The 14889-nt window shown below is 72.3% G+C and carries 13 protein-coding genes; 4 read left to right on the top strand and 9 right to left on the bottom strand.

Going from position 1 to position 14889, the window contains the following annotated elements:
• Window positions 1-93 precede the first annotated feature (93 nt).
• From ACIBG4_RS01420 to ACIBG4_RS01390, 7 genes are all read right to left on the bottom strand, one after another.
• Entirely contained in the window at window positions 94-972 is an 879-nt protein-coding gene (locus tag ACIBG4_RS01420; protein WP_397200170.1) for an urease accessory protein UreD, read from the bottom strand.
• A complete protein-coding gene (gene ureG / locus ACIBG4_RS01415) occupies window positions 969-1577 on the bottom strand; it encodes an urease accessory protein UreG (protein ID WP_397200684.1) in 609 nt (202 codons plus the stop codon). The genes ACIBG4_RS01420 and ureG overlap by 4 nt, the downstream gene beginning before the upstream one ends.
• A gap of 118 nt (window positions 1578-1695) precedes the next feature.
• Window positions 1696-2370, bottom strand: coding sequence for an urease accessory protein UreF (locus ACIBG4_RS01410; protein ID WP_397200169.1), 675 nt, complete (start codon window positions 2368-2370; stop codon window positions 1696-1698).
• Between the two features lie 88 nt (window positions 2371-2458).
• Entirely contained in the window at window positions 2459-4369 is a 1911-nt protein-coding gene (locus ACIBG4_RS01405) for an urease subunit alpha (protein WP_397200168.1), read from the bottom strand.
• Window positions 4362-5009, bottom strand: a complete 648-nt coding sequence (locus ACIBG4_RS01400; protein WP_397200167.1) for an urease subunit gamma — start codon at window positions 5007-5009, stop codon at window positions 4362-4364. Before ACIBG4_RS01400 ends, ACIBG4_RS01405 begins: the two co-directional genes overlap by 8 nt.
• Window positions 5010-5381: 372 nt before the next feature.
• Entirely contained in the window at window positions 5382-6200 is an 819-nt protein-coding gene (locus ACIBG4_RS01395) for a nitroreductase/quinone reductase family protein (RefSeq protein WP_397200166.1), read from the bottom strand.
• A 282-nt stretch (window positions 6201-6482) separates the two neighbouring features.
• Window positions 6483-7847, bottom strand: coding sequence for a multidrug effflux MFS transporter (locus ACIBG4_RS01390; RefSeq protein ID WP_397200165.1), 1365 nt, complete (start codon window positions 7845-7847; stop codon window positions 6483-6485).
• A gap of 174 nt (window positions 7848-8021) precedes the next feature.
• On the opposite strand from ACIBG4_RS01390, the gene ACIBG4_RS01385 reads away from it, so the two are divergent.
• On the top strand, window positions 8022-9104 hold the full coding sequence (locus tag ACIBG4_RS01385; RefSeq protein ID WP_397200164.1) for a ketoacyl-ACP synthase III family protein: 1083 nt from the start codon (window positions 8022-8024) through the stop codon (window positions 9102-9104).
• A 72-nt stretch (window positions 9105-9176) separates the two neighbouring features.
• Here the strand turns inward: ACIBG4_RS01385 and ACIBG4_RS01380 are convergent, their stop codons facing one another.
• The gene (locus tag ACIBG4_RS01380) at window positions 9177-10415 is read right to left on the bottom strand and encodes an RNA polymerase sigma factor (protein WP_397200683.1); all 1239 of its coding nucleotides are present in this window, start codon (window positions 10413-10415) and stop codon (window positions 9177-9179) included.
• A complete protein-coding gene (locus tag ACIBG4_RS01375) occupies window positions 10415-10831 on the bottom strand; it encodes a YciI family protein (RefSeq protein ID WP_397200163.1) in 417 nt (138 codons plus the stop codon). The genes ACIBG4_RS01380 and ACIBG4_RS01375 overlap by 1 nt, the downstream gene beginning before the upstream one ends.
• Window positions 10832-10992: 161 nt before the next feature.
• Here ACIBG4_RS01375 and ACIBG4_RS01370 point away from each other — a divergent pair, with 161 nt between their 5' ends.
• The 3 genes from ACIBG4_RS01370 to ACIBG4_RS01360 all read left to right on the top strand — a co-directional run bounded on the left by ACIBG4_RS01370 (window position 10993) and on the right by ACIBG4_RS01360 (window position 14877).
• Window positions 10993-11850, top strand: a complete 858-nt coding sequence (locus ACIBG4_RS01370; protein WP_397200162.1) for a metalloregulator ArsR/SmtB family transcription factor — start codon at window positions 10993-10995, stop codon at window positions 11848-11850.
• Entirely contained in the window at window positions 11847-12446 is a 600-nt protein-coding gene (locus ACIBG4_RS01365) for a dihydrofolate reductase family protein (protein WP_397200161.1), read from the top strand. Before ACIBG4_RS01370 ends, ACIBG4_RS01365 begins: the two co-directional genes overlap by 4 nt.
• A gap of 97 nt (window positions 12447-12543) precedes the next feature.
• On the top strand, window positions 12544-14877 hold the full coding sequence (locus ACIBG4_RS01360; RefSeq protein WP_397200160.1) for a hypothetical protein: 2334 nt from the start codon (window positions 12544-12546) through the stop codon (window positions 14875-14877).
• The last annotated feature ends 12 nt before the right edge of the window (window positions 14878-14889 follow it).

Below are 14889 nucleotides of genomic sequence, written 5' to 3'. Positions count from 1 at the left end.
CGAAGAGCCGCCGCGCCTGCAAGCCGTTGATGAGGGAGGCCGTTGCTGACGGGCCTGCTGGCCGAGCGCGGCGGCGTTCACCTGTTCACACCTTCACACCGGACGGGCCGGCGAGCACGCCTCCGCGCTGCGCTGGTCAGCCGTGGCCGGCTGCGGAGGCGGGGCGACGGCTCGCAAGACCTGCTGCGCCGCGTCCAGCAGGCGGCCCAGGTGCAGCGTGTCAGGGGCCAGAGCCGTGACGAGGATGGCGGGGCCCGCCAGGGGGGCCAGCACGGCCTGGCCGGTTGCCGGGTCGTCGCCGAGCAGCCGGGCGTGGGGCGGTTGCTGGTCCAAAGCCGGGTCGACGACGAGGATCTGGCCGACGGCGCGGTGGCAGGCAAGGACGGCGGGGCCGTCCCAGCCGGGTGCGCCGGCGCCGTACATCGTGTGCTGTTCCAGCAGGGAGCGTCCGTCGCGGCGGACGGTGAGGCGGGTGGCGAGCCGGCCCGGCGGCTCGCCGACACGGCCGAGGACGATTTCTTCACGCAGGAGGAGTCGTGCGGTCGCGGCGAGGTCGATGGTGCAGCTCTGGCGCAGGTTGCTGCGGGCGGCGGAGATGAGCGGCCGGGGCAGCCAGTGCAGGCTGGCCCGCTCGGCCACGGCCAGGCGCACGTCGTAGGTGGCGTGCTCGGTGGTGGGGCCGCGCAGGGCGATGGTGGCGGCGGCGGTGGTGATGTGCAGGTGGGCGTCGTGTTCGGCGGTGGCCTCGATGCGCAGCCGGTCGCCGCCGAGGGGGGCGCTCATGGCGCCGAGGATGCACACCCGTGCCTGGTTGCCGTGCGGGCGGGCGCGGCGCAGGTCGAAGGGGCCGTCACCGGCGAGGACGGGCAGGACGGTGGCGTCGCGCGCGCGGGTCGCCCGGATGCGGGCGGTGGCGCGGACGCCGGGCGGGGTGCGCTGGGCCGCTGCGGGCGGAGCGGGCCCGAGGGTCATGCGGGGCCACCGGTCCAATCGGCCAGGCGCCGGCGGACCCAGTCGGCCACGGGTGTGATGCCGCCCGGGGTCCTGACCGCGGTCAGGACGGTGGGCAGGTCGCCGCGCTGGGCTTTGGCGTCGCGGGCCATGGCCGCCAGGTCGGCGCCGACATGGGGGGCGAGGTCGGTCTTGTTGATGACGAGCAGGTCGGAGGCGGTCAGGCCGGGGCCGCCCTTGCGGGGGATGTCATCGCCGCCGGCGACGTCGATGACGAAGATCTGGGCGTCGGCCAGGCCCTTGGAGAAGGTCGCGGTGAGGTTGTCGCCGCCCGATTCGACGAGGATCACATCGAGGGGGCCGAGGTGGTCCTCCAGGTCCTCGACGGCTTCGAGGTTGGCGGAGATGTCGTCGCGGATGGCGGTGTGCGGGCAGGCGCCGGTCTCGACCGCGGTGATGCGCTCGGCGGGCAGGACGGCCTCGCGCAGCAGGAACTCGGCGTCTTCGCGGGTGTAGATGTCGTTGGTCACGACGGCGATGGACATCTCCTCGCGCAGCGCCCGGCACAGAGCGGCGACGGTGGCGGTCTTGCCGGAGCCGACCGGCCCGCCGAGGCCGATGCGCATGGCGCGACGGCGGCCGCCAGGTCGCTCGAAGGAGCCGCCGGGGCCGTGGACGTGGCCTTCGGGGAAGGTACCGCTGTGGTGGAGATGCATGGCTGCTCCCGGAGGGTCGAAGGCTTGGTCAGGAGGCGAACAGACGGACGGGGCGGGCGGCGTGCTGCTCGGCGGCGATGTCGAGCAGCGGCGCCGAGACGGCCGGCAGCGCGGCGGGCCCGTCGGCGTGGACGCGCTGCGCGGCCTCGGCCGCCCGGGCCGCGACGTGGTCGATGTCGGCGGCCAGGCGGGCCAGGACGGCGGCGGCGTCGAAGGGGTCCAGCCGCAGCAGGCGGACGGCCGCGGTGACCGGGCCGCCGATGCTCTCGTACGCCGCCACGTACGCGGCGTCCAGCGGGGTCAGCCCCGCGCAGCGGGCCGCCACGCCGAGGACCACAGGCTGGTGAGCGCCCCGCGGCCGTGCCGCGGCGAGGGCGTCGAGCTCGGCGCAGGGCCAGGCGGCCCGGGAGGCCCGCAGCAGTTGCCGCCCGAGCCTGCGCGACGTCTGCCGCAGGGTGGGGGCGGCCGTGCGGGCGTCGGCCGCCTCCTCCAGCAGCAGCGGGTCGTACCCGGCTGCGGCCGCGGCCGCGAGCCCTGCCGCGACCAGGCCGCTGGTGTGCAGCCGGCCGCGGCAGAACTCCTGCAGGCTCGCCACGTCGCGCACGCGTCCCGCGGTGACGGCCGCCTCGGCCCCACCGGAGTGGGCGTGCCCGCCGGCGGGGAAACGGCCGTCGGCCAGGACGAGCAGGGCGGCGCGGCTCATCGTGCGTGGCTCACCTTTCGTTCACGTCGGTCGATCTCGTGGGTCACCCGTCATGGGGCCGTCACGGCGGCCGATCAGGTGGCGGTGATCAGAAGAGGAAGTACCGCTGGGCCATGGGCAGCGTGTCGGCGAACTGATTGCCGTCGACGAGTTGGTCGTCGATCTCGGCCTTGACGTCCTTGGCCTCCGCTCCGCCGATCTCCACCTCGAAGGTGTCGGGATCGATGCGGATGGCGGGGCAGGCGTTGTTCTCCCGCATGTCGGCCTTGAAGACCTTGCGGGTGTCGCGGATCGCCTTGAACTCCTTGCTCACCTTGACCCGTTCGGCCAAGCCGGCCCTGATGGCCTGTTCGGTGACGAAGTTGACCGCGTTGGCGCCCGGCGCCCGCCCCGTGGCCCCCCACATGGGCCGGGGCAGGACCGGCTGCGGGGTGGTGATGGAGGCGTTGGCGTCGCCCACCTGCGCGTAGGAGATCTGGCCGCCCTTGATGACCCGGTGCGGCTTGACCCCGAAGAACTTCGGCTCCCACAGCACCAGGTCGGCGAGCTTGCCCACCTCGACCGAGCCCACTTCGTGATCGATGCCGTGCGCGACGGCCGGGTTGATCGTGTACTTGGCGACGTAGCGGCGGGCGCGGTGGTTGTCGGCCCCGGCGTCGCCGGCCCGGTCGCCCTCCAGCGGGCCGCGCCTGGCCTTCATCACGTGCGCGGTCTGCCACGTCCGTATGATCATCTCGCCGATGCGTCCCATCGCCTGGGCGTCCGACGACATGATCGAGATGGCGCCGAGGTCGTGCAGGATGTCCTCGGCGGCCATCGTGGAGGGCCGGATCCGCGACTCGGCGAAGGCCAGGTCCTCCTCCACCAGCGGGTTGAGGTGATGGCAGACCATCACCATGTCGATGTGCTCCTTGACCGTGTTGACGGTGAAGGGGCGGGTGGGGTTGGTGGAGGCGGGCAGCACGTTCGGCAGGCCGGCCATGGTGATCATGTCGGGGGCGTGGCCGCCCCCGGCGCCCTCGACGTGGAAGACGTGGATCGGGTGGTCGCCGATGGCCTCGATGGTGTCGGCGACCGCGCCCGCCTCGTTCAGCGAGTCGGCGTGCAGGGCCAGCTGGACGCCGGTCGCCCGGCACACCTCCAGGCAGCGGCGCAGGACTGCCGGGGTGGCCCCCCAGTCCTCGTGGATCTTGAACCCGAGGACGCCGGCCTCCACCTGGTTGTAGAGGGATTCGGTGGACATGGTGCTGCCCTTGCCGAGCAGCCCGACGTTGACCGGGAAGGCGTCCAGCGCCTCGAACAGCCGGGCGATGTGCCAGGCGCCGGGCGTGACGGTGGTGGCGGTGCTGCCTTCGGCGGGGCCGGTGCCGCCGCCGATCAGGGTGGTGACGCCCGCGGCGAGGGCCTCGCGGACCTGCTCGGGGCAGATGAAGTGCACGTGGGTGTCGATTCCGCCCGCGGTGAGGATCTTGCCGTTGCCCGCGACGACCTCGGTCTCGGGGCCGATCAGGAAGTCCGTGGCCCGCTCGTGCCCGTCGTGCAGGCGGTCCATGGTCTCGTCGTTGTAGGCCTTGCCGAGCGCGACGATCCGGCCGTCGCGGATGGCCACGTCGGCCTTGACGACGCCCCAATGGTCCAGGATGACCGCGCCGGTGATGACGGTGTCAGGTGGCTGCGGGGCGCCGAACCTCGCGGAGTCGCGCGGCGCGCACGACTGGCCCATCGACTCGCGGATCACCTTGCCGCCGCCGAAGATGACTTCGTTGCCGCTGCGTCCCGGACCACCCGACCAGTCCTCGCTGATCTCGATCCGCAGGTTGGTGTCTGCCAGCTGGATGCGGTCCCCGACGGTCGGGCCGAACCGGTCGGCGTACTGCGTCCGGGTGAGGGGCTGCTCGATCGGCGGGACCTCCGGTGCCGGCCCGCCGTCCCGCGACGATGCCTCCGCCACCGGCTCGGCGGGCTGGTCCGCCGATGTGTCCGTCAGGGACTCATCCATCGAGCCGCCCTCCGACCTCGCCGCGCAGGCCGGCCACGATGCGCCTGCCCTCGATGGGCACGAGCTGCACCGTCCGGGTGCACCGGGGCTCGAACCGGATGGAACTGCCGGCGGGAATGTGCAGGCGCTTGCCGTAGGCGGCGGAGCGGTCGAAGCTGAGGCGGGGATTGGCCTCGTAGAAGTGGTAGTGCGAGCCGACCTGGATGGGACGGTCGTCACTGTTGGTGACGGTCACCGTCGTGACCTCGCGGCCCTCGTTGAAGGCCACCTCCGCGGCGCCCTCAGGATGGTCGATCTTCCCCGGACGGACCAGCGTCTCCGCTTCCGCTTCGGCGAAGGGGGCACGGATGGTGACCAGCTTGGTGCCGTCGCGGAACGTCGCCTCGATCTGGATGTCGGTGATCATCTCAGGGACGCCCTCCATGACGTCGTCACGGGAGAGGATCTTCTCTTCGGCGGTCATGAGCTCGTGAACGGACTTGCCGTCCCGGGCCGCCTCGAGCACATGCGCCGTGATCAGCGCGACCGCCTCCGGGTAGTTGAGGAGAACTCCCCGCTCCTTCCGCTTGCGGGCCACGTCCGCGGCCACATGGATCAGCAGGCGTTCCTGTTCGTGCGGAGTCAGATGAATCTCGGCCACCTCACCTTCGCTCTGCTCCCGGGGGTCGTCCCGGGGCCACCAACGGCGCGGATCACGCGGCATGACCGGCCTTCGGCCCCACCGCGGTCCGCTCCTCCAGCCGAGAGGCGATCCCCTCGCCCTTGCGCCCCCACGGGCGCCCCGGGACTCGGCGATCGCCACCGTCCTGCACACCGAACGTAACGTGACGATCACTGACAGTGATATGGCGCGGCGGTGAGGGGTGCGTTGCCACGGCGGCGAGGAGGGCGGGATGAGGCCCTGGGCGCGCGTTGCCGGGGTCGCGACCGTAGCCGCGACACCTCGGCGAGCAGACCGACCTGCGCGAGCGGCTGCAGCAGCCGGAACCGGCCTCCGCGGCACTCCGGAAGATCAGCGCAGCAGCGGTACGAGCTGCTCCTCCTCGTAGTCCAGGTGGGCCTCCACCTCCTGGGTGAGCCGGTTCACCCCGCTCAGCAGGGTCTCAGGGGCGACATCCTCGGCGGCCAGCAGCGCCTGGAGCTCGTCGAGCAGCCGTGCGACCACTTCGTGCTCGGCCCGCAGCCGTGCCATCACCGCGGCCAGCTCCGGATGGCGGCTCTCCAGCTCCGGGAACATGTACGCGTCCTCCTTCGCGTGGTGGCCGTGCAGACCCTGGCACATGGTCAGGCAGTTGACGCGCAGCTGCGCGGCCACGCGGGGCCCCGACCGGGCCGCCTCCGCGCGGATGAGGGCCAGCTCGCGGCGGAAACCGTCGTGCATGGTGATCAGCGCGTCGCCGAGAGCGCCGGCGGGCGGCCGGAAGGCGATCGGCATCAGCGCCACCACTGGCAGGACACGGCCCGACTGCTCCTGGTACCTGCCCCAACCGGGGTCCGCCTCGACGGCGCGGGCGAACACGCGCTCGCGTTCCTCGCCCTCTAGTACGACCGCCTTGGCCTGGTACGTCCAGACGCCGTCCTCCACGGTGACCTGCGGGTTGGCGAGCAGGTTGTGATACCAGGCCGGATGCCGGGGCGAGCCGCCGGCCGAGGCGATGACGAGCATGCGGTCGCCGTCGGGCAGGCAGCCCAGCGGCGTGGTGTGCTCGGCGCCGGTCCTGGCGCCCACGGTGGTCAGCAGGAGCAGGCGGGCTCCTTCGAAGGGGCCGCCGACCTGGCCCTTGTTGGCGCGGTATTCGTCGATGATCTGCTGGTTGAAGTCCATGGGCATGCTGAGTCCGGCTCCTTGCTGCGGGTGTCGATGACATGGGAGACCCGCACGGGCATGCCGACGCGAGCGGGTGCTACGACACCGCAAGGGGCATGGGACGACGCGCGGGCGCGGTGTGCTCAGGCACGACCGACGGTGTGAGTGGCCACGGTGTCATCCCCTTTGATTCGGCGCCTCCATGCCTCCGTCCGTCCTCCCGGCGGCGACACGCGACGCGGCGGCTATTACGCCCACATTCCGAAAGAAGTGTCAAGCCGTACGAACTCCGCAGCGGCCCGCCTTTCAGCGGCGAAGCCGCCAGGAGGCCGCACGCCCCCGAGCGCCGTGCACCAGGCTGAGGGACAGCGCGGCGAGGCCGAAGGCGGCCAGCATGATGACCGCCATGGAGACCGTGCGGCCGTTCCCGAGGAGACCCGACAAGGGGGAGGCGGCCGCGCCGAGGATGAACTGGCTGCCGCCGAGCAGGCCGGAGGCCGCTCCTGGAGCGTCGTGGCCGAGTGACTGGACGATGGTCGTGGTGGCGGGCAGCGCCGTGCCCAGGCCGGCGACGGTGACGAACAGGCAGGCCCAGGTGGCGGCGAAGGAACCGCCGGTCGTGGCCAGCGACGCGACGAGGGCCGCCGTACCGGTGCCGGACACGGCCAGCCCCGCGACGAACAGGGTCCCTGCCCGGACGCGGGCGGACAGGCGGCCGAACAGGACGCTGGAGGCCAGCATGCCGAGGGCGTTGGCGGCGAAGACGAGACTGTACCGAGAGGCCGAGAGGCCGTAGACGTCCTGGAAGACGAACGTCGAGCCGGCGATGTAGGTGAAGAGCGCGGCCCCGGTGAAGGACGAGGCGAGCACGTACCCCACGAGGGCGGGCTGCCCGGCGAGCATCGCGATGGCCTTGACCACGCCGCTCACCCCGCCCGATCGCCTGCGGGCGGCGGGCAGGCTCTCCGGCACCCAGGCGAGGAGCCCCGCGATCAGCAGGACGCCGAAGCCCGCCAGCGCGGTGAAGACGAGGCGCCAGGAGCCGATGCCGAGGATGGCCCCGCCGAGCACCGGCGCGGCCACCGGCGCCATGAACACGATCGCGGACAGGGTCGCGAAGCGACGACCCGCCTCCGGGGTGCCGTGGAAGCGGTCGGTGAGCACGGCCCGGGCGACCACCATGCCCGCCGCCCCGGCGACGCCCTGCAACAGCCGCGCGGCGTCGAAGATCTCGATGCTGGGGGAGACTGCGCAGGCCAGCGACAGCACCGTGAACAGCGCGGCGCCGGCCAGCAGGACGCGGCGGCGGCCCACCGCGTCGCTGACCGGGCCCAGGAGCAGCTGCCCCGCGGCGAGCCCGACGAGAAAGGCCGTCAGGGACAGCTGGACCGAGGAGGCCGGGGCGCCGAAGGCTCTGGCCAGGCCGGGGAAGCCGGGCACGTACATGTCGACGGCCAGGGGAGCGACCGCGGTGAGGCCCGCGAGCACGAGAACGAGCCGGCCGGTGTGCTTCCGGCCGGTGGCCCCCCTGTGTCGGCACGCCGCCCGACAGACCTGGCCCGCGATCGCTGTCTCCGCTCCGGCACGCCGGTGATCAACGGCGGTGACGATTATCCATGGTCCGCCCGAAAAATGACACCACTGGTCATGGATGATCTCTCCGATTACCATCGGCGCTGACCGCCCAGGACACATCTGTCAACGTTCAGGTCGCGAGGCCGTCATACGTATCGCCGGCCCGTGATCGGCAACCCGGCAGCTCTTCCAGCAGGCTCGTCCTTCCCTGCCGAGGGTTGTTCGTTCCACCACGTCCGCGCCGCGGCCTGCCGCGCTGAAGGAGGACGGATGCGTACATCCGACATCTACCTGCGCAGTATCGGCGTCCATCTGCCACCGGTGGTCAGCATCGAGACGGCCGTCGCCGAGGGCCGCTATCCGGCCGGCGAGATGGAGTACTTCCGCCTGCGCGGTGCGGCGGTGGCGGGCGACGTACCGGCTCCGGAGCTCGCATTGCGGGCGGCCCGGCACGCGTTCGGGCGCTCCGGCGGGATGTCGCCGCGCGACCTGGACCTCATGCTGTACGCCGACGTCTGGCACCAGGGGCCGGAGGGCTGGCAGCCGCAGTACTACCTGCAGCAGCACCTGGTCGGCGGCGACGTCCTGGCCGTCGAGCTGCGGCAGGGATGCTGCGGGATGTTCGGCGCGCTGCAGCTCGCCGCCGGGTACCTGCGGCCGGGCGGCACGGCGCTGCTGGTCGGCGCCGACAATCACGGCAGCCCGCTGGTCGACCGGTGGCGCATGATCGAGGGCTACGTGGTGGGCGACGCCGGGTGCGCGCTGCTGGTCACCACGGACCCGGGCTTCGCGCAGGTGCGGTCGGTCAACGTGACCGTGCTGCCGGAAGCCGAGGCGGTCAACGACGGCGGGGTGCCGATGTTCCCGCCGGACGCGACCGTGGGCCGGCCGCTCGACTTCGCCGCCCGGCACCGTGAGTTCCGCAAGCGACTGCTGGCCCGCGACGGCGCCGGCGTCATGCTGGCGATGCAGAGCACGCTGATGGAGCTGGTGGAGCGGACGCTCAAGGAGGCGGGGATCACGCTCGACGAGGTGGAGCGTGTGGCGTTCCCGCACGGGCGCTGGGACAACGTGGAGGAGCGGGCGAGCTGGTTCGGGCTGACCCTGGCCGACACCACCTGGGACTACGGCGCCGGCATCGGGCACCTCGGGGTCAGCGACCAGTTCGTCGCCCTCGACCACCTGCTGGCCGACGGGGCGCTGGCCCCCGGCGACTACGTGCTGCTCATCGGGGTGGGCGCCGGCAAGACCCTGGCCTGCGCCGTCCTGCAAATCCTCGACATCCCCGCGGAGTACGCCTCCGAAGGGCCCGGCGGCCCCCGTCCCACGGACGACCCGGCCGGCCACGGCTGACGCGCAGGCAGCCCGGCGAGCTCGGCCCCCATCACAGGCCGGAGCCCAGGAGCCTGACCGGCGTCAGGTCCGTCAGCCCCGCAACCGGGCGGCCCTGGCGTGCAGGTAGCGCTGCTGGGGAAAGCTCATGGCGCGCCTGGCCGCCGCCTCGTACGCGTCCCGCGCCGCCGCCAGGTCGCCGGCCATCTCCAGCAGGTGCGCGCGGACCGCGTACATCCGATGATCACCCGCGACGCGCCCGTCGGAGCGGAGTCCTTCGAGGCGTTCGAGGCCGGCCTCAGGGCCGCGGGACATGGCCAGGGCGACGGCGTGGTTGAGCGCCACCATGGGATTGTCCGACATCCGCATCAGCAGCTCGTACAGCGCCGTGATCTGCGGCCAGTCGGTCTCCTCCGCGCTCGGCGCCTCGTCATGCAGGGCCGCGACGGCGGCCTGCAGTTGATACGGTCCCGGCGGCCCCTGAGTGAGTGCCGCGGTGACGAGTTCGACGCCTTCCTCGATCTGGGCGGAGTTCCAGAGGCCGCGATCCTGCTCGGCCATCGGGATCATCGCCCCGTCAGGACCGGTGCGTGCCTGCCGCCGGGCGTCGGTGAGCAGCATGAGCGCGAGCAGCCCGGCCACCTCGGGGTCGTCCGGCAGCAGCCGGTGGACCATGCGGGTCAGCCTGATCGCCTCCGCGGCCGGCTCCGCCCGCTGCAGATCGGGCCCCGACGTGCTGGCGTATCCCTCGTTGAAGACGAGGTAGAGCACGTGCAGCACCACGCCGAGCTGTTCGGCGCGCTCGGACGCGCGGGGCAGGCGAAACGGCACGCCGCTGTCCTTGACGCGCTGCTTGGCGCGGGTGATGCGGCGCGTCATGGTGCCTTCGGGGACCAGGAACGCGCGGGCGATCTCCGCGGTGGTCAGGCCGCCGACCGCCCGCAGGGTGAGCGCGATCTGGGACGTCGGCGACAGCGACGGGTGACAGCACATGAACAGCAGCACGAGCGTGTCGTCCGAGGCGGCGAGCGGCTGGTCGGCAGCCGGCGCCAGCCAGTCGCCCGGCAGCGCCCTGGCGGCCATCGCGTCCTCGCGGCGCCGGCGCGCCTGCTCGCTGCGGAGCAGGTCGGTCAGCCGGCGCGCGGCCACCGTGATCAGCCAGGCCCGCGGGTCGCCCGGCAGGCCCTCCTCGGGCCACTGCGTGGCGGCGGCCAGCAGCGCCTCCTGGACGGCGTCCTCGGCAATGTCGAAATGCCCGTACCGGCGTACGAGCGCGCCGAGGACCTGCGGCGCCAGCTCGCGCAGCAGGTTCTCGGCCGCGGCGGCGTCGATCAGAACCCCATGTCTCCGGCGGACTCGCTGATGGGCCGGATGTCGGCGTAGGCGTCGTTGTAGGTGTCGCCCGGGTACGGGCACTGTCCCAGGCGGCCGGCGATCTCGGTGGCCCGGTCGAAGCTCTCGCACTCGACGATCCAGTAACCGGCCAGGACCTCCTGGGTCTCGGCGTAGGGGCCGTCGGTGACGAAGCCGGCGCCGCCGCGGGATCCGAGCCTGCGGGTGTGTACGGGCGCCGCCAGCGCACGGGTCTCGACCAGTTCGCCGGACTCCTCCAGCTCCCGGTTGACCGTCTCCATGAACCGCACCATGGCCGCCACGTCCTCCTGCGACCAGGCCGGCTTGCCGGTGTCCTTGCCCGACATGGCGTCGTAGTCCTGCTGGGAGGCGTACGAAAGGATCATGTACTTCATCGGTTTCCCTTCTCTCAGCAGGGACGTCGGAGCCGAGGCGCCGTTCCGGACATCGTCCCGCGGCCCCAGCCTGCCCGCGTCGCGCCAGATGCGCCACCGGACGCGTTCCGGCTTAAGATATTCCTTGACACGAATATTCGTTGTGGAGAATACTTCTCCGCATGGACGCACTCCTCACCGCACTGGCCGACCCGGCCCGCTGGCGGCTCGTGAGCCTGTTGGCCGAGCGGCCCCGGCCGGTCGGCGTCCTCGCCCAGCTCGCCCAGGCGCGCCAGCCGCAGACGACCAAGCACCTGCAGACCCTTGAGCGTGCCGGCCTCGTCACCTCCCACCGCACCGGCCGGCGCCGCGTCTACGCGCTCCAGCCCGCCCCCCTGCGCGACCTGGCGGCCGTCCTCGGCCGGCTCGCCGACACCGCCGACCAGGCCGGCGGCCCGCGCGAGACGTACGACCGCTACGGGCTCAGCCTCGACGCGGAGCGGTTCGCCGCGAAGGAGCCGGGGTGGGCCGACGGCCGCTCGTTCCGGTTCTCCCGGTCGCTGGCGGGACCCCCCGAGCTGGTCTGGCGCCACCTCACCGAGGCGCCCCTGCTCGTCCGCTGGTGGACGCCTGACGACCTGCGCGTCTCCGAGCTGGTGTTCGAGGCGCGACCGGGTGGGCGGATCATCCACGAGTACCGCGACGCCGAGGACGCCGACGGCTCCGACGTGGTCGCCGGTCGCGCGGAGGGCGTCGTGGACGACGTACACCCGGGGGAGCGCCTCGCGTACCGGCTCTCCCCGCTGCTGCCCGACGGGAGCCTCGCCTTCACCTCGCACGTCGAGTTCGACCTCCGGCCCACCGGCGCCGGCACGGACCTCGACGTCCACTGGCGGATCACCGGCAGCACCGTCGGCTCCGCGGACTTCATCGCAGGCATCGAGATCGGCTTCGGCCAGAGCCTAGACAAGCTCGCGGCGACCCTCGCCGCGGACCTGCGCGACACCGAGCACGACACCGATACAAGGAGCACGCAATGACGAACCCGGCCGGTCGCAGGGTGACCGCCAACCTCAGCCTCTCCCTCGACGGGCGTTACCACGGTCCCGGCGGGCCCAGCGACTTCGGGGCGTTCGCACCGTATGTGATCACGGAGGTCGCGCGAAACCACATGAACCGCATCTGGGAGGGCGCGACGACGGCGCTGCTCGGCCGGATCAACGCCGAGGGATTCATGGGATTCTGGCCGTCGGTCGCCGCCGACGAGAACGCCGATCCGCGTGATCGCGGATACGCCAAGTGGCTGGTCGACACGGAGAAGGTGGTCCTCTCGGCCACCTTGACCGAAGCCCCGTGGGAACGCACCCGCGTGGTGAACGCCCCCGCCGCGGACGTCGTCACCGACCTCAAGGCCACCGGTGCGGGCGACATCCTCGTCAACAGCAGCCCGAGCGTCATCAAGCCGCTCCTGTCGGCGGACCTGCTCGACCGGCTGTACCTCATGATCTGCCCCGAGATCACCGGAGGCGGGCAGCGACTGTTCGACGACGGCCTGCCGGCTTCGAGGTGGACCCTCACCCACCAGGAGACCGGCGAGCTGGGTGAGATCGCCATGGTCTACGACCGGGTCCGCTGAGCCGGCCGGCCGACCGCGCACCCGCCACGACTTGATCAACTTCTTGGTGGCTCGCTAGGGTTGGGCGCTTCGACGGCTCCGCCCCCAAGGGATGGCCATGCGTCGCTACCGTTTCGGCAGGATCGCCGCCCTGATCGCGCTCGGCTACCTGGCCGCAGTCACGGTGCTGGGCGCCTTCGCGCTGACCACCGACCGGGGCGAGCTTCTCTGGAACGTCGTCACCCGCGACTCCGGAACGGGCTGGTTCCCCGGCTCCGGCGAGGACACGTTCACCGTCTCATGGGGGCTGGCACTCGTCCTGATCCTCATCGGGGCACTTCAGGCGTGGGCCCTGTGGCAGGTGCTGCGCGGGCGGGCCGGCGGCGAGCCGGCACCCCGGGGCAGGACGGTCGGCCTGCTGCGGCTCGCCCTGTACCTGGGCGTCGGCAACGGCCTGATCGGCATCGCGAGCGCTCCGCTGGTTCTCGCCTGGGAGATCCACTGGTTCTGGTCGGTGACGGGGATCGTCTCCGGTCTGGTGCAGCTGGCCGTCGTGGCGCTGTTCTTCCTGGTGCTCCGTGACACCGTCTCCCGCGGGCCGCGGCTGTTCTCGCTCGTCGTCGGGACCGTCGCCGGCGTGAGCAGCATCGGCCAGGAGATCACGGGGGCTTTCGACCTGTACTCCGTCGCGAGGATCTTCGCTCTTGCCGACGGGTACGGCTATGTCTGGCTGGCGTGGTCCGTGTCGATCCTGGCAGCCCAGGCCAGGGATCCCCGCTGGAGCGCGGCGACCGTCCGGACAGGCGTCATCGCCCAGGTGCTGTCCGTTCTCCAGCCGAACGGGGTCGTCTCCTTCGGCGGCGGCGGATTCCCCGAGATCTTCAGGGTCTATGCGCTCCTCGGCGCCGTCAGCGTCTTCGGGCTGGTGTGGGACGCCAGGACCGCCCACGAGCTGGCGAACCCCCTTCCACCGCCGGTACCCGGGCAGGCGCCGGCGCGGGCGGCGGCCAGGCGGTGGCCGCTGCCCGCCGTGGCGATCGTGCTCCCGCTGATCCCCGCCGCCGTCAACCTCGCGCACGGCAGGTATCTCTGGATCGGCCCGAGGGGCGTCGTCGAGGAGACCGTCCGCCTGAACGGGGGCAGCGGGAACGCCCTGACGTGGCTCGTCCTGGACGTCTTCGTCGGCGTCGGCGGCCCCGCGCTGCTGATCCTGGCCGCCGTCCTGCGGCGGACCCGCCGCGTCGTGCGGATCGCGGCGCTGACGCTGACCATCGCCGCGGCCGTGGGCGTCGTCAGCGCGCTCACGGCGACGCCGGTGTCAGGAGAGGTCGGCGACTTCTTCTACGAAGGCACGCAAATCTATCCGGAGGGGCTGTTCTCCCAGGGAGAGGACGGTGAGCTCTTCTTCGGCATCTCACCGTCGTGGTACAGCGCGGCCTTGCTCGCCTCCGCCCTGCTCCTGCTGTCGCTGTACCCGGCCGCGCCCGCCCGGCGCGTACGCCACCACGTGCTGCCGGCCGGGCTCGCCACACTGGTCGCGCTCGGTTTCGTGCCCGTGGCCGACCAGGCCCGCGGCCCGGTCACCGCGGCCGAGGCCTGTCAGCCGCGCGAGACGTGGTCGCGCGAGCGCGAGAGGCCCGAGCTCACCCGGGACCAGCGATTCGTGTGCTCCCTCCGGCAGGCCGACCTGATCAAGTTCGCCGCCGCCACGCCCGACGCCGTGATCCTCGCCCACGCCCGCCGGCTGTGCGGCGTCTACACCCGCAACGATCCCCACGAGGTCGCCCGCCTCCAGGCGACGGAGGGGCTGAAGCGCGACGCCCTGACCCACCCGCTCGCGGAGATCTGCCCCAGTGCCCGCGCCGCGGTCGAGGCCGCGGCCGCCAGACAGGACCGGGAGACGCGGGAGTGGCAGGCCGACGCGCAGCGCATGTGCGACTCGAGCCCGCGCCACCGCCCGCTCGTCAAGCCGGCCACGGCGATCCGCATGAAGGAACCCCAGTGGACGGACTACGGGATCGTGGAGACGTACGAGCCCACCGAGGACGGCGGGGACCCGTTCGAGGACGACTCGTTCGATCAGGCCGGGGCCGACGGCCTGGTGACCGCCCTCCCCGGCCACCTGATGATCCGCACGCACTCCGACTACCGTCTTTGCGTCACGGTGGAGACCTACAGCCGTCGTCCGCCGGTGGAGACCAAGGGCTGGGACCAGGTCGTCGAGGTCGGCTACGAAAGCCCCACCGGTGAGATCGTGCTCAGGGACGACATGAGCGGGACGAAGTTCCCCGACCTGTCGCTCGACGGCCGCGCGGGTCACTACCGGGTCCGCGTGCACTACGACTGGTTCAGGTGGCAGGGACCGCACGAGGGCGGCCAACGCCTGCTGATCATGGCGTTCCCCGGCAAGGGGGACAAGCCGATCACATACCGCAAGCCGCCCAGGCGGTGAGCACGCCTGCCA

The sequence above is a fragment of the Nonomuraea sp. NPDC050383 genome (assembly GCF_044459125.1).
GTDB lineage: Bacteria > Actinomycetota > Actinomycetes > Streptosporangiales > Streptosporangiaceae > Nonomuraea.
Note: the sequence above shows the minus strand (reverse complement) of the source record. Positions and strands in the feature narration are given on the sequence as shown.